Source organism: Hoylesella timonensis S9-PR14 (assembly GCF_000762405.1).
GTDB lineage: Bacteria > Bacteroidota > Bacteroidia > Bacteroidales > Bacteroidaceae > Prevotella > Prevotella timonensis_A.
In genome coordinates this window covers 1-23054 of the sequence record NZ_JRPQ01000066.1, presented here as the reverse complement: position 1 = coordinate 23054, position 23054 = coordinate 1, and the positions used below count along the sequence as shown (strand labels likewise).

Annotated in this window: 21 protein-coding genes; 11 read left to right on the top strand and 10 right to left on the bottom strand. The window is 40.3% G+C overall.

The window, feature by feature from the left end; all coding sequences use genetic code 11:
• Positions 1-3 precede the first annotated feature (3 nt).
• The 6 genes from fusA2 (at position 4) to rplI (ending at position 6552) form a co-directional block, all read left to right on the top strand.
• Entirely contained in the window at positions 4-2166 is a 2163-nt protein-coding gene (gene fusA2 / locus HMPREF9304_RS03555) for an elongation factor G2 (protein WP_036926501.1), read from the top strand.
• A gap of 227 nt (positions 2167-2393) precedes the next feature.
• Positions 2394-3953: a sensor histidine kinase gene (locus tag HMPREF9304_RS03550; protein WP_036926499.1), complete on the top strand. Its 1560-nt coding sequence runs from the start codon at positions 2394-2396 to the stop codon at positions 3951-3953.
• 27 nt (positions 3954-3980) lie between these two features.
• Entirely contained in the window at positions 3981-4679 is a 699-nt protein-coding gene (gene rprY / locus HMPREF9304_RS03545; RefSeq protein ID WP_008123271.1) for a response regulator transcription factor RprY, read from the top strand.
• Positions 4680-5338: 659 nt separating this feature from the next.
• On the top strand, positions 5339-5683 hold the full coding sequence (gene rpsF, locus HMPREF9304_RS03540) for a 30S ribosomal protein S6 (RefSeq protein ID WP_025071601.1): 345 nt from the start codon (positions 5339-5341) through the stop codon (positions 5681-5683).
• Positions 5684-5685: 2 nt separating this feature from the next.
• A complete protein-coding gene (gene rpsR / locus HMPREF9304_RS03535; RefSeq protein ID WP_008123278.1) occupies positions 5686-5955 on the top strand; it encodes a 30S ribosomal protein S18 in 270 nt (89 codons plus the stop codon).
• Between the two features lie 18 nt (positions 5956-5973).
• Complete coding sequence (rplI, locus tag HMPREF9304_RS03530) at positions 5974-6552, top strand: 50S ribosomal protein L9 (RefSeq protein WP_036926498.1); 579 nt, start codon at positions 5974-5976, stop codon at positions 6550-6552.
• Between the two features lie 336 nt (positions 6553-6888).
• Here rplI and HMPREF9304_RS03525 read toward each other — a convergent pair whose 3' ends face one another.
• The 3 genes from HMPREF9304_RS03525 to rfbA all read right to left on the bottom strand — a co-directional run bounded on the left by HMPREF9304_RS03525 (position 6889) and on the right by rfbA (position 10846).
• Entirely contained in the window at positions 6889-7326 is a 438-nt protein-coding gene (locus tag HMPREF9304_RS03525; RefSeq protein ID WP_036926496.1) for a BT0820 family HAD-type phosphatase, read from the bottom strand.
• Between the two features lie 79 nt (positions 7327-7405).
• Positions 7406-9904: a GumC family protein gene (locus HMPREF9304_RS03520; RefSeq protein WP_036926493.1), complete on the bottom strand. Its 2499-nt coding sequence runs from the start codon at positions 9902-9904 to the stop codon at positions 7406-7408.
• 60 nt (positions 9905-9964) lie between these two features.
• Complete coding sequence (gene rfbA / locus HMPREF9304_RS03515; RefSeq protein ID WP_036926490.1) at positions 9965-10846, bottom strand: glucose-1-phosphate thymidylyltransferase RfbA; 882 nt, start codon at positions 10844-10846, stop codon at positions 9965-9967.
• Positions 10847-11150: 304 nt separating this feature from the next.
• On the opposite strand from rfbA, the gene HMPREF9304_RS03510 reads away from it, so the two are divergent.
• The 4 genes from HMPREF9304_RS03510 to rny all read left to right on the top strand — a co-directional run bounded on the left by HMPREF9304_RS03510 (position 11151) and on the right by rny (position 14226).
• Entirely contained in the window at positions 11151-11777 is a 627-nt protein-coding gene (locus tag HMPREF9304_RS03510) for a DUF8491 family protein (RefSeq protein ID WP_036926554.1), read from the top strand.
• Positions 11778-11914: 137 nt separating this feature from the next.
• Positions 11915-12208: a coiled-coil domain-containing protein gene (locus HMPREF9304_RS03505; RefSeq protein ID WP_036926489.1), complete on the top strand. Its 294-nt coding sequence runs from the start codon at positions 11915-11917 to the stop codon at positions 12206-12208.
• An 8-nt stretch (positions 12209-12216) separates the two neighbouring features.
• Complete coding sequence (locus HMPREF9304_RS03500; RefSeq protein ID WP_036926553.1) at positions 12217-12528, top strand: cell division protein ZapA; 312 nt, start codon at positions 12217-12219, stop codon at positions 12526-12528.
• A 165-nt stretch (positions 12529-12693) separates the two neighbouring features.
• A complete protein-coding gene (rny, locus tag HMPREF9304_RS03495) occupies positions 12694-14226 on the top strand; it encodes a ribonuclease Y (RefSeq protein ID WP_008123292.1) in 1533 nt (510 codons plus the stop codon).
• A 148-nt stretch (positions 14227-14374) separates the two neighbouring features.
• Here rny and HMPREF9304_RS03490 read toward each other — a convergent pair whose 3' ends face one another.
• The 4 genes from HMPREF9304_RS03490 to HMPREF9304_RS03475 form a co-directional block, all read right to left on the bottom strand.
• A complete protein-coding gene (locus HMPREF9304_RS03490) occupies positions 14375-15940 on the bottom strand; it encodes a peptide chain release factor 3 (RefSeq protein ID WP_036926488.1) in 1566 nt (521 codons plus the stop codon).
• Between the two features lie 90 nt (positions 15941-16030).
• Positions 16031-16879, bottom strand: coding sequence for a dTDP-4-dehydrorhamnose reductase (rfbD, locus tag HMPREF9304_RS03485; RefSeq protein WP_036926487.1), 849 nt, complete (start codon positions 16877-16879; stop codon positions 16031-16033).
• Positions 16880-16882: 3 nt separating this feature from the next.
• Positions 16883-17431, bottom strand: coding sequence for a DUF4924 family protein (locus tag HMPREF9304_RS03480; RefSeq protein ID WP_008123298.1), 549 nt, complete (start codon positions 17429-17431; stop codon positions 16883-16885).
• Between the two features lie 93 nt (positions 17432-17524).
• Complete coding sequence (locus HMPREF9304_RS03475) at positions 17525-18193, bottom strand: LysE family translocator (RefSeq protein ID WP_036926481.1); 669 nt, start codon at positions 18191-18193, stop codon at positions 17525-17527.
• A 252-nt stretch (positions 18194-18445) separates the two neighbouring features.
• Between HMPREF9304_RS03475 and HMPREF9304_RS03470 the strand changes: the two genes are divergently transcribed.
• The gene (locus HMPREF9304_RS03470) at positions 18446-19423 is read left to right on the top strand and encodes an ROK family protein (protein ID WP_036926478.1); all 978 of its coding nucleotides are present in this window, start codon (positions 18446-18448) and stop codon (positions 19421-19423) included.
• Between the two features lie 387 nt (positions 19424-19810).
• On the opposite strand, the gene HMPREF9304_RS03465 is transcribed toward HMPREF9304_RS03470, so the two are convergent.
• The 3 genes from HMPREF9304_RS03465 to HMPREF9304_RS03455 all read right to left on the bottom strand — a co-directional run bounded on the left by HMPREF9304_RS03465 (position 19811) and on the right by HMPREF9304_RS03455 (position 22495).
• Positions 19811-20410: a hypothetical protein gene (locus HMPREF9304_RS03465; protein WP_156104753.1), complete on the bottom strand. Its 600-nt coding sequence runs from the start codon at positions 20408-20410 to the stop codon at positions 19811-19813.
• 50 nt (positions 20411-20460) lie between these two features.
• On the bottom strand, positions 20461-21348 hold the full coding sequence (locus HMPREF9304_RS03460) for a carbon-nitrogen hydrolase (RefSeq protein WP_036926552.1): 888 nt from the start codon (positions 21346-21348) through the stop codon (positions 20461-20463).
• A gap of 97 nt (positions 21349-21445) precedes the next feature.
• Positions 21446-22495, bottom strand: coding sequence for an agmatine deiminase family protein (locus HMPREF9304_RS03455; protein WP_036926472.1), 1050 nt, complete (start codon positions 22493-22495; stop codon positions 21446-21448).
• Between the last annotated feature and the right edge of the window lie 559 nt (positions 22496-23054).

The window sequence follows — 23054 nt, the reverse complement described above, 5'->3', positions numbered from 1 at the left end:
GATATGAAAGTATATCAGACAAACGAAATCAAAAACATTGCATTGCTTGGCAGTGCGGGTAGCGGCAAGACCACGCTTGCCGAGAGTATGTTGTATGGAAGCGGTATTATTAAGCGCCGTGGTACGGTGGAAGCAAAAAATACAGTGAGCGATTACTTCCCCGTAGAGCAGGAATATGGATATTCTGTATTTCCAACAGTTTTCCATGTGGAATGGAATAACAAGAAATTAAATATCATAGACTGTCCTGGAGCCGATGACTTTGTGGGAGGAGCTATTACTGCTTTAAACGTTACGGATCAGGCTGTTATCTTGATTAACGGTCAGTATGGTCCAGAGGTTGGTACGCAAAATAACTTTAGATATACCGAAAAGCTTAAAAAGCCTGTTATCTTTTTGATCAATCAGCTTGATTCTGACAAGTGTGACTTTGATGTTGTCATTAATTCCATGAAGGATATTTATGGTTCCAAGTGTGTTCAGATTCAATATCCTGTACAAACTGGCTCAAACTTCAACGAGATTATCGACGTTTTGTTGATGAAGAAATATTCTTGGAAAGAAGAAGGTGGTATGCCAATTATTGAGGAGATACCCGAAGAAGAGAAAGAGAAAGCACTTGAATTGCACAAAGCTCTTGTCGAGGCAGCAGCTGAAAATGATGAGAGTTTGATGGAGAAATTCTTTGATACAGAAAGCCTAACGGAAGATGAATTGCGTGAAGGTATTCGCAAAGGCTTGGTGACGAGAAGCATTTTCCCTGTATTCTGTGTTTGTGCAGGGCAGGACAAGGGAGTTCGTCGCTTGATGGAATTCTTGGGAAATGTAGTTCCTTTTGTGAATGAGATGCCTAAAATCCATAATACACGTGGTGAGGAAATTGACCCAAATTCTGACGGTCCCACTTCTTTGTATTTCTTCAAAACGGGTCTTGAACCGCACATTGGCGAAGTATCTTATTTCAAAGTAATGAGCGGTAGCGTGAAGTCGGGCGATGATCTCATCAATGCAGATCGTGGATCGAGAGAGAGAATCGGTCAATTGTATGCCTGTGCAGGTTCCAATCGTATTGCGGTAGACCAACTAAATGCTGGTGATATTGGTTGTACGGTGAAGCTAAAAGATGTGAAAACAGGAAACACACTCAATGAGAAGGATTGCGAATGGCGATTTGACTTCATTAAATATCCCAATTCAAAATACAGTAGAGCGGTGAAAGCTGTCAATGCTGGCGATACGGAGAAGGTCATGGCAGCCTTGTTAAAGATGCGTCAAGAAGACCCCACTTGGGTAGTGGAGCAATCTAAGGAGTTGCGACAGACGATTGTCCATGGTCAGGGAGAGTTCCATTTGCGTACTTTGAAGTGGCGTCTTGAAAACAATGACAAGCTTCCGATTAACTTTTTTGAACCGAAAATTCCTTATCGCGAGACGATTACCAAGCAAGCACGAGCAGAATATCGTCATAAGAAGCAGTCGGGAGGAGCAGGACAATTTGGTGAAGTTCACTTGATTGTTGAGCCTTATGCCGAGGGAATGCCAGATCCTACTCATTACAAGTTTAACGGTCAAGAGTTCAAGATGAACATCAAGAGCAAAGAAGAAGTTGACCTGCCATGGGGAGGAAAGCTGGTATTCATCAATTCCGTTGTCGGTGGTGCCATTGACCTGCGTTTCATTCCAGCCATCCAAAAAGGAGTTATGGACTGCATGGAGCAAGGTCCTTTGACAGGAAGTTATGCCCGAGACGTTCGAGTTGTTGTCTATGATGGTAAGATGCACCCCGTTGATTCCAATGAATTATCCTTTACTTTGGCGGCACGACATGCCTTTGCCGATGCGTTCAAAAATGCAGGACCAAAGATTTTGGAGCCTATTTATGATTTGGAAGTGTTTGTTCCTGGCGATTATATGGGTGATGTGATGAGTGATTTGCAAGGTCGACGTGCACTCATTATGGGCATGGATAGCGAGGCTGGTTACCAAAAACTGGTTGCTAAGATACCTCTAAAGGAGCTTTCCAACTATTCGATAGCTTTAAGTTCGATTACGGGCGGTCGTGCTTCATTTACAACCAAGTTCTCAAGTTACGAACTTGTACCTAATGATTTGCAGTCACAGCTTATTGCTGAACACGAAGCAGAGAAAGTTTCGGACGAAGATTAAAAATAACATACAATGTAAAGGAGATGTGCGAATGTTAAATTTGTGCATCTCTTTTTTTTGAATAGGTAGTAAGTTGTTCCCTATAACTATCTTTTTTGTGATAAATGTATTGCTTTAATTGCATTAAGGTAACTATACTTTCATTTTTAGTTAATATACTATAAACTGCTCTTTTTATTTAACATGATACTGTTAATGAATTAAGAGATTTGTTATCTTTGTACTATATGAAAAAGAGGACGATTTGGATTATCTCGGTCATCATGGGAGTTTCTTTCCTTGTGCTGCTATTTTTACAGCTGAAATATTTTCAGGAAATGGCAGATATGAAGAAAGAACAGTTTGACGAGTCTGTCAACAGAGCTTTGAACCAAGCAGCGCGTAATCTTGAATATAACGAAACTTTCCGATATTTACAGAAAGATGTCAATGAAACAGAGCGTCGTGCTTTCATTCAAGACTCTATCGGAACGCGTTCGGGAAAACCCGATGGAACGTTGCAACAATCGCATCAATTCTCTGTAACGGGAAAAGATGGGACGATGTATTCAGCGTTTGAGCTAAAGACTATTACGGTAAAACCGTCTCAAATGCCTAAGGGTATGATTTTGCAAAGTGACAAGAACTCCCTTTCGGAAGCTACAAAATCTTTGCAGGAGATAGTGAAAAATCGTTATGTGTATCAGCGTGCACTCTTAGATGAAGTAGTGTATTCGATATTGTACTCTGCCTCTGAAAAGCCTTTGAAAGAAAGAATCAATTTTAAGTTGCTCGATCAGGACTTAAAATCAGAGTTGATGAACAATGGGATCAACATACCTTATCATTTCAGAGTGACCACCCAAGATGGGAGAGAGGTTTATCGATGCTCTGATTATTCTGATGATGGCGAAGAGTACACCTATTCACAGGTATTGTTCCGTAATGACCCTGCTTCAAAGACAGGCGTGGTGCGCTTGCATTTCCCAGACATGAACAGCTATATCTTTTCCTCTGTTCGGTTCATCATGCCCGCCATTGTGTTCACTGTGATTTTGTTGATAACTTTCATTTTTACAATTGTGATTGTGTTTAGGCAAAAGCGTTACACCGAAATAAAGAACGACTTTATCAATAATATGACGCATGAGCTGAAAACACCGATAGCCAGTATCTCGTTGGCAGCGCAAATGTTGAATGACAAGAGCCTGACCAAAAGCGAGGCAATGCTGAACCATCTCGGTTCGGTGATACAAGACGAGACCAAACGTCTTCGGTTCTTGGTTGAGAAAGTTTTGCAAATGTCAATGTTCGATCGTAAGAAAGCTGTTTTCAAGAAAAAACAATTGGACTTGAACGAGCTGATAGAAAACATCTCGCACTCCTTCGCTTTGCGTGTTGAACATACGGGAGGAAAGATATATACCGATATAGGCGCTGTGGATTCTACTATCTATGTGGACGAAGTACATTTCCAAAATGCTCTTTTCAACTTGATGGACAATGCGGTGAAATATGGGAAACCCAACCAACCTCTTAATATCTTCTTGAAGACATGGAATGACAAAGAATATTTGTATTTGTCCATTCGAGATACAGGCTTGGGTATTAAAAAGGAAAATTTAAGGAAAATATTTGAAAAGTTCTATCGCGTGCATACAGGTAATGTGCATGATGTGAAAGGCTTCGGCTTGGGATTAGCGTATGTGAAGAAAATCGTCAATCTACATGGAGGCGACATCTCTGTAGACAGCGAATATAAAAATGGGACCACGTTTACGATTAAGCTCCCAGTGATTAAAGATTAATAATTATTCATTAAAACAAATAAGACTATGGAAGAGAAATTGAAAATCCTATTGTGTGAGGACGATGAGAATTTAGGAATGCTTCTTAGAGAGTATTTACAAGCGAAAGGTTATATTGCCACCTTGTGTCCAGACGGCGAAGAAGGATATAAAGAGTTTTTGAAAGATAGATATGATATTTGTGTGTTGGATGTCATGATGCCTAAGAAAGACGGTTTTACTTTGGCACAGGAGATAAGACAAGCCAATGCAGAAATGCCTATCATCTTCCTTACAGCCAAGGTGTTGAAAGAAGATATACTCGAAGGTTTCAAGATTGGAGCAGACGATTATATTACTAAACCCTTCTCCATGGAGGAATTAGTATTGCGCATTGAAGCCATCTTGCGTCGTGTCCGTGGCAAAAAGACGAAGGAAAAAACCGTTTACCAAATCGGTCGCTTTGTTTTCGATACCCAAAAACAGTTGTTGACTATAGGAGATAAACAAACGAAGTTGACAACCAAAGAAAATGAATTGTTATCATTACTTTGCTCTCATGCCAATGAAATATTGCAACGCGACTTTGCTTTGAAAACTATTTGGATTGATGACAACTACTTTAACGCACGCTCCATGGATGTTTATATCACCAAGCTGCGCAAACACTTGAAAGATGATGACCAAATAGAGATTATCAACATTCATGGTAAAGGGTACAAATTGATTACTCCCGAAGAGGATTGATAAGCTCGTATAAGGTTGTTGTGTCAACAACTTCTGCAAATATAAATAGGCATGGAACAAAGTTTCATGCCTATTTTGCTTCTTCTTTCAGCATGACGCCATAGACTCTGATGCTCTTGGCTTTGCAATTTGTGCCAATGTATGGTTGGCAGAACCGTGTAAAACAGACTATTTTGGACACCAAAACAGTTTGTTTTACCTGCCAAAACAGACTGTTTTCCTTAGCTGCATCATTATAGTTTTATAAAGCTTGCAACACGCTTTTGTTCAAGCAGAATAGTATTGACGCTTTGTTATGGCGAATAGTCTTATAGAGCGGTAAACGCCAGTCATTGTGCTATTGGTAACAAGAGAAGTGAACAATTAATATTTGTTTTGTTTCCTTGATAAGTAAGTATAGGTAATGATGCCCAACACCACAAAAAATAGTCCCAAGAATAAGACCCAGTTGTAGTGAGACCAACCTGTGATGTACGAGAGAAGAAAAACAACTACTCCAACGTAAACACAGTATAAGCCGAAACTTGGCACCATTTTTATTTTCTTGAGATACCTCTTCATGGCAGCAAAAGTACAAAAAAGATTTGGTAGACTTACGAAAAAGTGGTAACTTTGCACCGCATTTTGCAAAAATAATATTTATTAATAAATGAAGTAATATGAATCATTACGAAACCGTTTTCATTTTGACTCCCGTTTTGTCTGATGAACAGATGAAGGAAACGGTCGCTAAATTCAAGACTCTCCTTACTGATAATGGTGCCGAGATTCTGAATGAAGAGGCTTGGGGACTTAAGAAACTGGCTTACCAAATTCAGAAAAAGAACTCAGGCTTCTACTGTTTGTTTGAGTTCAAAGGTGAGCCAACATTAGTAGACACACTCGAAGTCGGCTTCCGCCGCGACGAGAAAGTAATCCGTTTTATGACTGTTAAATTGGACAAGTATGCTGCACAGTATGCTGAGAAGAGAAAACAGAAGTATGCTAACAAGAAGGAGGCTTAATTATGGCAGAGAATAAATCAGAAATTCGTTATTTGACTCCACCTTCAGTGGATACCAAGAAGAAAAAGTATTGCCGTTTCAAAAAGAGTGGCATCAAGTACATTGATTATAAGGATCCTGAGTTCTTGAAAAAGTTCTTGAACGAACAGGGTAAAATTCTTCCTCGTCGTATTACTGGAACTTCATTAAAGTACCAGCGACGTGTAGCACAGGCCGTAAAACGTGCTCGCCAGATAGCACTGCTTCCTTATGTAACTGATTTGATGAAATAATTAAGAGGAGGAAACAGAATGGAGATTATATTAAAAGAAGATATCATCGGTCTTGGTTACAAGAACGATATTGTAGATGTTAAACGTGGTTATGGTCGTAACTACCTGATACCTAAAGGTAAGGCTGTCATTGCTTCCGAATCGGCTAAGAAAGTTCTTGCAGAAGATATGAAGCAGCAAGCTCATAAGTTGGCAGCTAAGAAAGCAGAGGCAGAGAAGAAAGCTGCTGCGTTGGAAAATGTAGCATTGGAAATTTCTGTAAAGGTATCTGCGACAGGTGTTACTTATGGTTCGGTTACTGCTGCGACAGTTGCTGAAGAATTAGAGAAGAAAGGCTTTGCTGTAGACCGAAAGATTATCACGATGCGTGATATCAAGAAGGTGGGAGAATATGAAGCCACTATCCACTTCCATAAAGAGGTTGAAGTGAAAGTTCCTGTTACCGTAGTAGCAGAAAATGCTCCTAAGGCAGAAGTGAAGTCAGACAAAGTTGATACAGAGGAAAAGACTGGTAAGACAGTTGACGCTGTAGAGACAGCAGAACTTGAGCAGAAGGAATCTGTTGAAGAAGCTGACGATACTAAAACCGCAGAATAAAAAGCTGCTGAATAAGCGGTGAAGACGCTTAATTGCAGTGAACCAATATTAGATATTGATACCAATTGCACTGTAAAGCAAATCTATAGGTGTCCCGATGTGTCATTAAACCACATCGGGATTTTTATTTTTCCCGACTTTAACTGTGCTTTACTATTATTCCGCATTAAGCTTCTTGTGATTGATAAACGTTTGTAGGCTTGGATGTATGCCCTTTGTGGGCTGGTCTTATCAAATCATTCATTAGCATTACCCACGGGAGATAAAAAAAAGACAATACACAAACAGGGTATGTTCGTGTATTGCCTTTATGTCTTGAGATCCTTGTGGAAAAGACTAACGACTCCACCAGTGCCTTTTGCGTTTTGGTGGTTCTGCTGCAAGTACCTGTTGGTTTACAGCTTCTCGTATCAAGTCTTTTACTGTTTTATGGTCGTGAATCATATGATATATTTGTCCCCAATCGAGTAATCCACCAACGTTTCTATCGTCAATAAAGAGGTCTGCTTTCAGTTTTCGCGAGAAGTGATTATTATTCTTGGTACCATCTTCCTCGGGATAGTCACGATTGACAGCCCAAAACTCAACTCCTCGTTCTTTGCACCAATCGATAGCCTCTTGTAGAAGCTTGCCCTCTCGTACACTCCATAAGATTAATCTGTGCTGATCTTTTATCAACATCTTCAGAGTTTCCGTTGCAAAAGGAAGCTCTTCGCCAATCTCTGGATAGCGATGTTCAACGATAGTTCCATCGAAATCTACTGCAATAGTCATAGTGCAAATCTTTAAGCGATATCAAATATTGAAAAATATCATCTTCAAGTTAATCAAAAAACCGTATTTTTTTTACTCGCTATCGTTTGATAGAAGTGTCGTTTTTATCTCCGTAATGGCTATTGGCATAGTTGCCGTAGCTTCCATAATTGCCATAATTACCATAACTACGCTTGCCATAATGTCCATATTTTCCGTATTTGCCATACCTTCCATAGCCATAATAATAGCCATATTTCTTCTTGGACATATCAATGCCATTGATTACAATGGACATATGTGGAAGCTTCTTCTCTTTTGCAAGAGTGTTAATGAGAGTGAAACTCTCTTTAGGAGTATAGTCAGCGCGACACATGTAGACCGTTGCATCAGCGACACGTCCAATTTGGAGCGTGTCTGTCACCAATCCTACAGGAGCAGTATCAATTAATATGTAATCATAGTGCTGTTTCAGTTGGTCAATGATGAGCTGCAAAGAGGGCCGAGCTATCAGTTCTGCAGGGTTTGGAGGTACAGGACCCGATAAAAGTAATTCAAGGTTGTTGTTAATACCTGAAGGTAAAATCTGACTTTGTATCTCTGCCCAAGTAGGCTGCTCTTTGGTGAGTAGCATCGTAACACCATGATGATGATCGTCTATTTCGAACAATTCTGCCAAACGTGGCTTACGAATATCCAGACCCACCAAGATGACTTTCTTACCTAATAATGCGAAGCTAACTGCAAGGTTGGAGGCGTTGAAAGTTTTTCCTTCACCCGATGTGGTAGAAGTAAACATGATGACTTTCTCATTCTCTTTCATCATAAATTGCAAATTGGTTCGCATGCTACGGAATATTTCTTCCATCTGATTGTTTTGGTTCTCATGAACCACAATGTCAGCTTTGGTCTTAGCCGATTCGCTGGCTACTGCCACATCTGCTAAAATTGGCAGCTTGGTTAGTTTGGCGACATCGTCATGACCCTCTATCTTATAGCGGAAGAATTGTATCAAGAACAGAATTAAAGAAGGAATACCCAATGCTATGAGCAGCGCAATTAGGAATATCATCGTACGTTTTGGACTTACTTGTCCGCCAGTTGCAGGTTCGTCAATCAGGGTACCCTTGTCTGCGGTGGCTGCCAATGAGATTGAGTTCTCTTCTCGCTTTTGTAACAACATAAGGTAAAGTCCTGATTTTACATCCTGCTGGCGTCCTATTTGGGTGAGCATGCGCTCCTGTTCAGGACTCTGAGATACTTGTCCTTGGTACTTACCATATTGCGAAGCCACGCTATTGCGTTGTATTTGTAGTCCTTTCTTTGCTTGGTTCATAGCTCGATGAATACTGTTGTTCAAATCATCCAGCTGAGAAGTAAGCGGTGTAACTGTAGGTGAGGTCTCTGAAGCACTCCTTAAGAGTTTATTCCTCTGAAGAGCAATTTCATTATACTTGTTAATCAATCCGTTTACAGTAGGGTCTGAAATACCTACATTGGCAGGAAGTGTTTCGTATTTTCCGCCTGGCCGCCCCATACTTTCTTGAACGCTGTTAAGCAGTGCCACCTGTGTATTTGCTTCGGCTAACTTCTGATCGTATGCGTTGGCATTGTCCATCGCCTGTGCAGCATTCATTTCTTGGTTGACCATTCTGTTGCGTTTCTTATAGCTTTCCAGTGCACCCTCGGTAGCTCCGAGCTCTGCGCTAATCTTCTCTAATCTACTATTGATGAACGCTTCTGTATTGCGGGCTATTTCGTTTTTATCTATGTTCGCCTGCCGATTATAACAAATAACTATTTGTCGTAGATAATCTTTTGCCCTAAAGGGAATTTCATCTCTCAGTGTGAGCAATGCAATGCTATTGCCTTTGGAACTTTGCGCAACATTAAAGGATGATTTGAATTTGGCAGCCATCGCTTTAGGAGAGACAATACTGACTTTGAAGCTCTCACCGTCTTTTAACGAACCCGCATTTCTACTATTGAATGTTAAGATTCCTGCTTTGGTAGCTAAGGTTGCTGGAAGTTTGTTGATGGTTTTGTCAATTGTATATGCCTTCTGTGATTGTTCATCTGTCGCATTGTAATTTCCTGTGACATGAAAAGAATTACCTTCTCGTTGTATATACAAATTGATAGCCGTGGATAGCTTGTCAAGATGAGCAGGGTCGATATCTACATCAATGGGTTGATTTTGATACATCAGTATGTCTTTCACTCTGCCTTCTGATGTGTAAATGGTGTACAACTTCAGGTCTCTAACAGCTTGTTCTGCCAGTGATAAGGAAGATAAAATTTCCATCTCATTTTCAATACCTGCCGAGTTGGTCATCATTCCTAAAGTCGAGGTGTTTAATGCGCTATTTCTGCCACGTCTGTAATTATCCTCTTCTTTAATCAGCATTTTAGCATTTGCTTGATAGATAGGCGTTGTGTACCTTAGATATATGGCTGCAATTCCCAAGCAAATGATGAGGGATAAGACAAACCATTTCCAGTTTAGAACAAGTGTTGTATAAATGGTTTCAAAATTAAAAAATGAACTTTCTTCTTGTTCATCAATCTTTTTCAATTCTTGGTTTTTGATATCTTCCATTTGAATAAATGTGATTATTTCATTACTATTCCAAATACTTATTTATTATATAGCTTCAAACTATTTCTTATTTTGCGTTAGCTCAAGAAGATATTGTCCATAAGAATTCTTCTTCATCGGTTGAGCTATCTTAATGAGTTGTTCTTTTCCTATCCAACCTTTTTTGAAAGCAATCTCTTCTAAGCAGGCTACTTTCAACCCTTGGCGCTTTTCAATAACTTCTATGAATGTGCTGGCTTCAGACAAGCTGTCATGGGTACCCGTATCCAACCACGCGAAGCCTCGTTGTAATGTCTGTACTTGTAATTGTTGTCTCTCAAGATAGATTTGATTAACGGTAGTAATCTCTAACTCTCCACGTTCGCTTGGTTGAATGTGCTTGGCAATATCTATCACAGAATTTGGATAAAAATAGAGTCCTACTACAGCGTAATTGCTTTTTGGGGCTTTTGGTTTTTCTTCAATACTTAGACATTTTCCTTCCTGATTGAATTCTACGACGCCATATCGCTCGGGGTCATTGACATAATAACCAAAAACAGTTGCTTTATTTTCTTTTTCTGCGTCTGTAACAGCCGTGTGGAGGAGGGATGAAAAACCTGAACCATAAAAGATGTTGTCTCCCAAGACCAGGCAAACGGATTCATTGCCGATAAATTCTTCACCGATGATAAATGCTTGCGCTAAGCCATCGGGACTTGGTTGTTCCGCATAAGTAAACTTCACTCCTAAGTCTTGTCCATCTCCTAACAGTCGCTTAAAACCTGGTAAATCAAACGGAGTTGATATAATCAGAATTTCACGAATACCTGCCAACATTAGTACAGATATGGGATAATATATCATGGGTTTATCGAAGATAGGTATCAATTGTTTGCTGATACCCTTCGTAATGGGATACAAACGTGTCCCTGAACCGCCTGCTAAAATAATTCCTTTCATGAGTGTAAAACTTAGTTCTTTTATTTACCTATACGCTAAGGATAAGGTAGTGTACAACTTCATCAACGGCAACTTTACATAAACTTGGAGTTGTGCGACTTGACTCAATCAGGGCATGGCATTCCAATCTTGCTTGCCGTTGCGCACATATATGGCACAAAGATATAAATAATAATTGAATAGGGAAAGTGAGAAACCTGAAATTGTTGATTTTGTTTTGTATTTTTATTGTTTTGTCGTAACTTTGTGGAGCATTCCGTGAGATAATCTCATGCGAAGAAAAATATTATGTTACATTATCATGATGAAATTTTTATCAAATATCTTTGACAAAAAGGGCAAACAAGAGAAAACTGGTGGCATGGAAGACTACATGACACTAATTAGGGTTTACTTTCAGTCTGCAATGGCAGCGCAATTGGGAATTAACAATTTGAAAATGTTACCTGACTTGCGCACGTTCAAGACAACATTAAAAGTTCCAACAGTGAATAACAAATTAGGTGTTGGCGAAAAAGTACATTGTAAGAAAATGCTGAAAGATATCTACAAGACAAACGACAATTTCTGTAAGGAGATTGATCAGAGTATCCGTCGTAACTGTCGCAGAATGGAAGATGTTCAGACTTACCTTTTGCAATTTCAAGGGTTTACACAGGAGCTGATGATGCTGATAGGTAATCTAATGAAGTTTAAGTTACGAGTTCCATCAATCTTTAAGAGTGCTATTTATACCATGACGGAGAAGACCGTCAACGATATTTTCACTAAGAACGATTATACAGATGCTGCTGCTATGAAAGCGGTTGTCACCATTAGAAAGTATAACAATCGTTTAGGGTTTTCGCAAAAGTGGGTTACTGACTTCGTATATCAATTGGTGATGTTGGCAAAAAAAGAGCCAAAACCCGCTGATAATGAGCAGAAATAACATTTGTTTTTCAGCAACAATGACTTTTATAAATTCACTTTTGCAATGCTCTGTGCTAAAGTAAAGCGCAAAAAAAATGATGGATAATTTGTGATTATCAATTTATTAAGTTAAATTTGTAACCAAATTGTAAATCTATGAATGCGAATGAGAAGACTTTATCGCTTTTCACCACACGTGTCAGGCAAATGATTCTCCAATATCAAGAAATGAAACAGGAGAATGATGGCTTGTACGAAATGGTGGATGAGCAGAATGCGAAGATAAAAGAACTCGAAGCACAGCTGGAACAAGCAAAACAGAATTACAATAGTCTCAAGATGGCAAGGATGATTCAAGTTTCTAATGTGGATATGGATGTCGCGAAGAAGAAATTATCCAAGCTCATCAGGGATGTCAATAAATGTATCACACTACTGAGTGGAAAATAGTCGGAGTGATGGCAGGAGACAATAGAGATAAGCTACAAATAAGATTACATGTTTACGATACAGACATGAGCGTAACTGTCCTGAGGGATGATGAAGAATATTATCGCCAGGCAGCAAAACTCATCACGGACACTGTAAATACGTACTCCTCACTTTTTAAGACCAAAAGGAGTGAGAAAGAAATACTCTATATGGCACTGATCGATATTGCGTTAAGATACGAGAAAGAGTCTGGGCGCAATGACGTGAAGCCTTTTCATGAAATGATGGCACAATTAACGACCGAGATTGAAGAGGCATTCAAGAAGCAAATTCCTTGATTGAATCGATGAATTGCTGGATGAATAACTGAGAGAGCAGCCTATTTGTCTTTTACCTTTTTGGAGTAGAGCCTGCATTGATTGTATGGAAATCAATCTGCTACCAATCTGATTTTTCATTTCCACGGTAAGTTTAGAAATGAAATTAAATTTATATTATATAATATGGGTACAATTATCACAATGATAATAGCTATTGCTGTCATTGGCGCAATAGGCTATGCAGTTTATCAATACGTTGTTAAAAAGAAATACAATGAGATAATAGCTGCAGCGAATAAAGAAGCAGAGGTTCTCAAAGAAAAGAAACTGCTGGAGGTTAAAGAAAAGTTCTTGAATAAGAAGTCTGAACTTGAAAAAGAAGTTCAAAGTCGTAATCAGAAAATCCAACAGAGTGAGAATAAACTCAAACAGAAAGAGCTTGGCTTAAATCAGCGACAAGAAGAATTGGCTCGTCGCAAACAAGAGGTTGATAGACAACAACAGCGTATAGACAACGAAAAGAAATTGTTAGAAATCAAACAAGCCGACCTTGATAAACTTCAGTTACAAGAACGTGAGAAACTTGAAGAACTGTCTGGTCTTACTGCTGAAGAAGCAAAGCGAAGATTAGTGGAAAGCTTAAAGGATGAGGCGAAAACAGATGCTGCCAGTTATATTAACGAGATAATGGATGAAGCGAAATTGAATGCCAATCAGGAAGCTAAGAAAATAGTTATCCAGACAATTCAACGCGTTGCCACTGAAACAGCTATCGAAAACTCTGTCAGTGTTTTCCACATCGATAATGATGAGGTGAAAGGTCGTATTATTGGAAGAGAAGGACGAAACATTCGTGCTTTAGAAGCTGCTACAGGGGTTGAGATTGTTGTCGATGATACACCAGAGGCTATTGTCATTTCCGCATTCGATCCTGTACGACGTGAGATTTGTCGTTTGGCGCTTCATCAATTGGTAGCGGATGGACGTATACATCCTGCTCGAATTGAAGAAGTGGTGGCAAAGGTGAAGAAACAACTTGATAATGAAATTATCGAAACAGGTAAGCGGACAGTCATTGACTTGGGCATCCATGGACTTCATCCCGAATTGGTGCGAATTGTTGGAAAAATGAAGTATCGTTCAAGCTATGGACAGAATTTATTACAGCATGCACGTGAGACAGCAAACCTTTGTGCGGTCATGGCAGCTGAATTGGGCTTGAATCCTAAAAAAGCAAAACGTGCAGGACTTTTGCACGATATAGGAAAAGTGCCTGACGAGGAGAGTGAGTTGCCACATGCTCTTTATGGAGGCAAGATTGCAGAGAAGTTCAAGGAAAAACCAGAGATAGTCAATGCTATTGCAGCTCATCATGATGAGGTAGAGATGCAAACGTTGTTGGCACCCATTGTTCAAGTTTGTGATGCCATATCTGGAGCTCGTCCAGGTGCTCGTCGAGAAATTGTAGAGGCTTATATCAAACGCTTGAATGATCTTGAGGCAATTGCGATGAGTTACCCTGGCGTAACCAAAACTTATGCTATTCAGGCTGGTAGAGAGCTTCGTGTCATTGTAGGGGCAGACAAGATGGACGATGCGGAGACCTTAAAGTTGTCGGATGAGATTGCTACAAAGATTCAAAATGAAATGACGTATCCAGGACAAGTTAAGATTACTGTTATACGCGAGACAAGGAGTGTAGCATACGCCAAATAATACATCTGTGGTTATCATCTATAAAATAAATCGACCGTATTTCAAGTAACAAATACGGTCGATTTATTTTTATTGATTTATTTCAGAAATTACAAAGAACATGAAGGAAGTTCTTTATATCCTTTGATTAGCTGATGATATGAATGTCTTAAAATTCACTGGTAAAGTGAAATTTAATATGTTCGAAATCTTGCTGCGCCATTGATAAAACATATTGGGAGTCAGCAAGGAAGACATCTCTTCCCTCACGGTCTTTTGCCATATATTGGTATTTCCGTCTCTTGAAGTTCTCCAGCTCTTCTTCATTGTCCGATTCTATCCAGCACGCTTTATATAGATGAACAGGTTCCCATCTGCATTTCGCATTGTATTCATTTTCTAATCGGTATTGGATAACTTCAAATTGTAGTTGTCCCACGGTGCCGATAACTTTTCGTTGGTTAAACTGATTGATGAATAGCTGAGCAACACCTTCGTCCATGAGTTGTTCAATACCCTTGTTGAGTTGTTTAGATTTCATAGGGTCATCATTTTCAATGTATTTGAACATTTCTGGTGAAAACGAAGGTAGTCCCTTAAAATGAATCATTTCACCTTCAGTGAGTGTATCTCCAATTTTGAAAATGTTATTATCTGGCAATCCCACGATGTCACCAGGATAGGCTTCTTCAATGGTACTCTTACGTTGTGCCATGAATTGAGTAGGTGAACTAAACCTGACCGTTTTCCCATTGCGTACATGAAGATAGGGCTGGTTGCGAACAAACTTTCCAGAACATACTTTGCAGAAGGCAATGCAGGAGCGGTGATTAGGGTCTATGTTGGCAGTAATCTTAAAGATAAATCCAGTAAACTTCTGCTCCTCTGGATGTACCAATCTCTCTTCAGCTAAGGTGGGGCGAGGACTTGGTGCGATTTCTACAAAGCAATTCAATAGTTCTTGAACGCCAAAGTTGTTTAGTGCCGACCCAAAGAATACGGGTGCCACTTCTGCCGCACGGTAGGATTCTTGGTCAAAAGTTGGATAAACGCCATTCACTAGTTCAAGGTCTTCACGTAAACGTTGGGCTTCTCTTTCTCCAACCTTTTTCTCTAACTCTTCACTCTCAACGTCTACCTCAACCTTCTCGGTGACACGTTGTTTGTTCGGAGTGAACAAATTTAATTGTTGTTCATAGATGTTGTACACCCCTTTGAAGCGAACACCTTGACCGATAGGCCAACTCAAAGGGCGTACTTTAATTTGTAACTCTTGTTCCAGTTCGTCAAGTACATCAAAAGGGTCACGACCTTCACGGTCCATTTTGTTAATAAAAATAATCACTGGCGTTTGGCGCATCCTACAAACTTCCATCAGCTTGCGTGTTTGGGCTTCCACTCCTTTTGCAGAGTCGACCACAATAATGGCAGAATCTACAGCTGTAAGCGTACGGTATGTGTCTTCTGCAAAGTCTTGGTGTCCAGGAGTGTCCAAAATGTTAATCTTATAGCCTTGGTAGTCGAACTCCATAACTGACGTAGATACTGATATTCCACGTTGCTTTTCAATGTCCATCCAGTCACTGGTAGCTGTCTTCTTGATTTTATGACTTTTAACGGCTCCAGCAACTTGTATTTGACCTCCAAAGAGCAGGAACTTTTCGGTGAGTGTTGTTTTACCTGCGTCTGGATGTGAAATGATGGCAAAAGTTCGACGACGTTGTATTTCATTCATGTTGTATTCCGTTGATGTGTTTGTTTTTATTGTTAATTGAGAAAGGATGAATTGCGAGGTGGTAGGTTGTAGAATCCACCTTGATATGATTTAGCTTTCCTCAATCATCTTCGCTAAACTCTCTTCCCAATAGGGTATTTCAATATCGTAAGTCGTTTTTATTTTCGTTTTGTCCAATACACTGTAATGTGGACGTTTAGCTGCTGTTGGATAGTCGGCTGTATGTAATGGATGAACGTGACACGTGGTAATGCCTGCCAACCGATGAATGGCTTTTGTGAAGTCATACCAACTAATGACACCTTCGTTGGAATAGTGGTACGTACCAGGAACAATGCCCTCCTTGATGATTGTCATGATGGCTTGAGCCAAATCTCCTGCATAGGTCGGTGTTCCTATTTGGTCGAAGATGACGCCCAGTTCCGATTTTTCCCTACCTAACTTAATCATGGTTTTGACAAAGTTATGGCCATGAACGGAGTAGAGCCATGCTGTTCGAATGATGACATGTTCAGGACAAATCTGCCTAACAGCTACTTCTCCTGCCAATTTTGTTGCGCCATACACACTGTTGGGGCATGGGGTATCGGTTTCTGTATAAGGAGTATGTTGCGTTCCATCAAATACATAATCAGTACTGATTTGTATTATCCACCCTTTTCTTTTGGCTATGGCTGCTGCCAAATAAGCGGGAGCTTCAGCGTTTAATGCAGTAGCTAATTGTTTATTGTCCTCTGCTTTGTCGACAGCGGTATAGGCTGCACAGTTCACGATTCCGTCTATCTCGTGAGTAGTCACAAGCTCTTCAATGGCTTTTTGGTCAGTAATATCCAACTCATCTACGTCTGTATTCCACCATTGGTGTTCTTTCATTTGCTTTTCAAGCCGTTGCATCTCGCGTCCCAATTGTCCGTTGCAACCTGTGATAAGTATATTCATAAATTATTCCTCCTCAAATTGAATTCCTTGATTCTTGTCTTTGATATAATAATCGGACAGCATCCCGATAAAGGTGGTTATTTCTTCAATGGCATGGACTGTTTCTGGTGTTATCTCTTTGTGTTGTAAACGTAGAAGCATGACACCGTATAGCGCATTTAGGCACACTAATATCTCATGCTGGTCCTTTGCTCCTTTTTGTCGTAATTCGACAATGAACGGCAGTACCTTATAATATTCTGAGTTGTAAAAAGGAAAATTCGTGCTTTGAAGTAGCTGACTGTGTAAGTCAATCAAATCTTGTAGAATGATTTCGTTAATTTGAAGATGTCCTTTTTCTCGTTTCCCCTCTTCGTTCATCATTCTAATCAAATTACCATACCAATCAGTCATTTCATCTTTCTGTTCGTCAGAATAGTCAAATTGAGAGATATACTCTCTACGGATTCGAGCCAATGAACAATCATAGGCTCTGATGAGATCCTCTATTTGCCACATATACAAAAGGTATTCGGCAATGTTCTTTTTGCGTAATTGTTGAGATATATACACGTTGTATGAAATTTTTTAGTATTCCAATTCGTCGCCCAAGTCTTGCGTAGATGTCCACTCCTTTAGCAAGGATGCCTTGAATCGCAAGTGTTGCTAATAATGTACCGTATACAAATTGAAAACAGTACCGATGAGAATCACCAATGAACACAGGATAACAATGGTTCCAATGATTTTATTGATGATGATGATGCCGTTTGTATCGAACTTCCCTCGTATTTTATCTATTAGCCAAGTCAGCCCATACCACCATAATACGGCACCACCAAAGATTCCAAGATACCCGCAACACATCTCAAAAGGGTGGTTAGGCACCACGAAGTTAAATTGAGCGAACATGGCGATGAGCAATAAAATGATGAGTGGATTCAGAAATGTAAGCCAAAATGCCGTAATGCCATTGTAGGTATATGTGCCTTTTTTCGTGCCACTAACGTGCATGTGGTTCGTTGGGTTATTTCTAAAACTATAAATCCCAAATAGCAGTAATAAGAGACTTCCTGATATTTGTAATATAAACATATTCTTCGGATTGGTAATCAAGTCTAAGACGAAACTCATTCCAAGCCCCGTTAACAGTGCATAGATAATATCGGAACAAGCCGCCCCTACACCTGTAACAAATCCGTACCATCGTCCTTTATTCAGGGTGCGTTGGATGCACAGAACACCCACGGGTCCCATTAGTCCAGAGGCAATCACTCCAATGATTACTCCTTTCCAAACTTGGTCAATGATATCAATATGAAATTCAAACGGCATACGGTATGCAAAATTGCAAAAATTATGCGATATGGACAAATTTATAGATTAAAACTTTGGTTGAAGTTATATTTTTAATAACTTTGCGTAATCGATTTGTTCAATTCATGAAGCGTTGATGTGTATTTAGTAAATTATTTCTATTTGAATGTTATCAAACTGGAGACTTTTAAGAAGTATTATTGACGCTTCTGCTTGTGGACGAAAGAACTCATTAATACGTTAACTTCTAAATTAAAAAAAATATCTAAAATGAAATCATTATCTAAATTAAAGCCGTATGTTATCGGCTTGGACTTAGGCGGAACAAACTCCGTTTTTGGTATAGTAGATAGTCGTGGAGACATTAAGGCTACGACTTCAATTAAGACACAAGGTTATGACGATGTAAATGATTATGTAGCAGCTTCCGTAGAGGCTTTGCAGCTCATCATCGACCAAGTGGGCGGTATCAATACTATCAAAGCTATGGGTATTGGTGCTCCCAATGGTAACTATTATAATGGTACTATTGAGTTTGCGCCTAATTTGAGCTGGGGACATAACGGGGTAGTACCTTTGGCAAAGATGTTTTCCGAGAAATTAGGCATTCCTGTAGCTTTGACCAATGATGCTAATGCTGCTGCCATTGGCGAAATGACCTATGGTGTGGCTCGTGGTATGAAGAATTTTATAGTGATTACTTTGGGCACAGGAGTTGGTTCTGGAATTGTTGTCAATGGGCAGCTCGTTTATGGAAGTGATGGCTTTGCAGGAGAGTTAGGACATGTAGTGGTACGTCGTGAGGACGGACGCTCTTGTGGCTGTGGACGTAATGGTTGTCTTGAGGCATATTGCTCGGCAACAGGTGTTGCTCGAACAGCTCGTGAATTGTTAGAGACCACCGAAGAACCTTCTTTGTTACGCGAGATGATATTGGAAGATATTACCTCTTTAGATGTGAGCATCGCTGCAGAAAAAGGTGACAAGCTCGCACAGCATGTTTATCAAACTACCGGAGAGATGTTAGGCGAGGCTTGTGCTAATTTTGCCGCATTCAGTTCTCCAGAGGCATTCATCTTCTTTGGTGGACTTACCAAGGCTGGCGATTTGCTCATGAAGCCGCTCAAAGCAAGCTATGATAAAAATGTGTTGAAGATTTATAAGGATAAGGCAAAGTTCTTAATCAGTGGCTTGGACGGTTCTTCAGCAGCAGTACTCGGTGCGAGTGCTATTGGTTGGGAAATCTAACAGTCCCGTCACATTGCTTTTGTTAGACACTATTTCCTCTTTTCAATTCATATTCCTGTATTAAGACTGAGATGCGTTCTCAATAATTGATATGAACGAAAGGAATAAAACGGAAGCTTGACTAAAACCGTATCAAGGGGTGCGCTGCTTGGCGTAGCCCCTTTTTTCTTTACTTTTTTATTGCATTGCCCAGTATAAATGACTGTGTTGATAATTACAAGCTTGTAATTCTTTTTCTTATTCCAAGTTTGATTCCAAGAACTCTCTTTGCATTGTTTTGAAATTGTATGACTTTATTGCTGGTTAAAGAGTCCTTTTTGTCATAAAGCAGGTTCTCGTCTATATTCAATATAAATCTGTTATCGGTTGCATATTTGAAGTTAGCCATTACCACCCCTTGATTTGAAAGAATAATCCGATGTTTATGCCCAAGCTACTGATAACCTTATTGGTGTATGCATTTTGCTTGTCATTGTAGACCTTAAGGAGGATATTCTCATTCGTGATAGAGGTCATGAGTCCGATGTGGGATGACAAGTGGAGTTTTATGCCGATGCTCGGCGACATCAATAGATTGAAATCTGTGTTTTTGAGGGTTGTAGAATATTTCGTGTTTGTATCTATGTTGCCCTTCCTAATGATACCAAAGGAACCCAACTGCACGTTGACGAAAGGTGCCCATTGTGTGTTGGTGAAAAAGAATGTGCTGCTGGCGAACACTGGCACAATCGCCAATCTGTATTGGCTGTGATAATTGTAGCCAATGCCTGCTCCGATACTCCATTGTTCAGTGATGAACCTTTCGTGCTGGTAGTTCATGCTAAAGGTGTCGTCTCCATACTCGCCTGTTCCTTTGGTAACAGTTGTGTTGACAACATTGAGGCATCCCTCCCTTTCATCGAATGACGATTGTGCATGGGTGTGGGAAGTAGAAAAAGAAAACAAGAGTGCTATGATGACGGTACCTGTTTTGCTCGCTTGCATCATAGTACTCCTATTTGACCTGTTGATGCTTGTGGTAGCCATTATTTTGGGTATTACTTGTCGATATATCTTTTCAAGATGTCCTGATAGTTCTCAATCCGTCGGTCTCGCAAGAATGGCCACCAGCGGCGTACTTGTTCGCTATGGTCGAGGTCGATGTCTATCACCACGCTTTCTTCATCGTCATCGCACGCCTGATAATACAATTCTCCTTGTGGACCAGCCACGAAAGAACTGCCCCAAAAGTTAATGCCATTGGTTTGTCCGGAAGGGTCGTCTTCGTGTCCAACTCGGTTTACGGTGATAACTGGCAGTCCGTTGGCTACCGCATGTCCGCGCTGAACAGTGGTCCATGCGTTGCGTTGTCGCTGTTGCTCATCTTCGTCATCGCTGCTTTCGTAACCAATGGCTGTGGGATAGATGAGCAGTTGTGCACCTTGCAATGCCATGAGTCGGGCTGCCTCTGGATACCATTGATCCCAACAAACTAATACACCTAAGCGTCCTACGGAGGTGTCAATAGGGTGGAAACCTAAATCTCCAGGGGTGAAATAGAACTTTTCATAGTAGGCGGGGTCGTCAGGTATGTGCATCTTGCGGTATTTGCCAGCAATAGTTCCGTCTTTCTCAATCACCACTGCCGTGTTGTGATACAGTCCGGGCGCTCGTTTCTCAAACAAGGAGGTAACGATGACGATTCCTAATTGTTGAGCGAGCTTGCCATAATACTCGGTTGATGGACCAGGTATCGGTTCTGCCAAATCGAAGTTGTTGACATCTTCTACCTGACAGAAGTAGAGCGAATTGTGCAATTCTTGCAGTACGATGAGTTGTGCGCCACGCTGCGCCAAGTCGGTGATGTTCTCGGCTATTTTCTTTTTGTTGTCGTCAACACATTTTGTGTTCCGCAATTGTAGTATTCCTATTCTTATTTCGTGCATGTTTTTTAAGTTGATGAGTTGATGAGTTTTTAGTTTTTTAGTTGACAAGTTTACAAGTTCACAAGTTGATAGCTTTGCCAATCATAAAGTTTAAAGTTCAATGTTCAAAGTTCAAAGTTTGCATTTGTTGCATGGTAAGACAGTGCAGCGAGCCATGCTGTTTAATCACAGTCGTGGCATCTATAGGAATGATGTCACGGTGGGGGAAGGCTGTCCCAATGATGTCGAGCGCTTGCCTGTCCAGTTCGTCTTGTTGATAGGTAGGAACTATCACTGCCCCATTAATGACCACGAAGTTGGCGTAAGTGGCTGGCAGACGTTCACCTTCGTAGAAAATGGGTTGGGGAATAGGGAGCTTGAGCAATCTATAAGACTCGCCTTCTATGGTGCGAAACGTTTTCAGTTGTTGTTCCATTTTTTTGAAGTCCTTGTATTGCACGTCCTCCTCGTCATCGGTGCCTATATATAATAAGGTGTCATTTGGGGCAAATCGCACGGTTGTGTCTATGTGTCCATCCGTGTCATCACCTACCAGTTTTCCGTAGTCTATCCACAAAATGCGGTCGGCGTGCAATCTATTGAGCAACTTTCGTTCTATTTCTTGCTTTGTCAGCGGTTGGTTTCTGTTTGGAGCGAGCAAGCAGAGACTGGTGGTCAGGATGGTTCCCTTGCCGTCGCTCTCGATGGAACCGCCTTCCAAGACAAAGTCGTTATAATCTACATATTCGCCTTTTACTGCGTTTTTCGCTACAAGCTGCCTGTTGATACGATTGTCCTTGGAGGCTTCAAACTTGTTTCCCCAACCGTTAAATTGGAAATCTAAGAGTAGGGGAGCAGCCTTGCCGTCTTTGGACAGTAAGGTGATGAAGCCATGGTCGCGAGCCCAGGTGTCATTGAGAGGGCATTCTACGAACCTGATTTGCTGGCATTCCTCTGCCGTGAAGTGGCGTTTCGTCGCTGCCACATCTTGTGTGACAATGAGCACCTCCTGATATCTTGCAATCACCCTTGCCAGTTGTACCTCAGTATCAATGATGTCTTGCAAATAGGGTTGCCAGTCGGTATGGGCATGTGGCCATGTCAATTGCACCGCTTTTTGCGGCTCCCATTCGGCTGGCAGGTAGTATGTTATGTCTTGTAAATCCATTTACAGATAAACTATGCTTTTAATAATTGTTACAAATATACATGAAAAAAATGAGTTGTGGTGCGATTTCTTCAAAAACCTATGTTTGGTGCATTATATTTACACGAATACTCATACCGAAAAGAATCGTCTTCTTTAATTTTATTATTTAGTAATGAAATACGTTGTTTTTGTCCTATCATTTTACCAAAAAACGACCATCTAAAATCTGCGAAATAGAAAAATTTAATAGGCAAACGACATGCAAAAATGGGCTGATTTTAACAGAATAGATGTCTTTTCAAGTCGGAACATTGATTTAACGGGCTTGAAAACACACATTAGAGGTGTTATTCACATGCTTCAGCCGGCTTAAAGCATGCAAATAGTAAGCTTATCTCAATGCTTTAATCGGAAAGAAATGGTAAAAAGACGAAGGAAAAGAGAAAACTTAAACATAATGCTCTCAATGACAATGTATTATGAAAGTCGCTCATTTCTCGCGTATTTGCGACCAACTTTGGCGTTGGTTGTTTTCACGCGAGTTATGAGAGGCACTTTGTAAAGAAAATTCAGCATT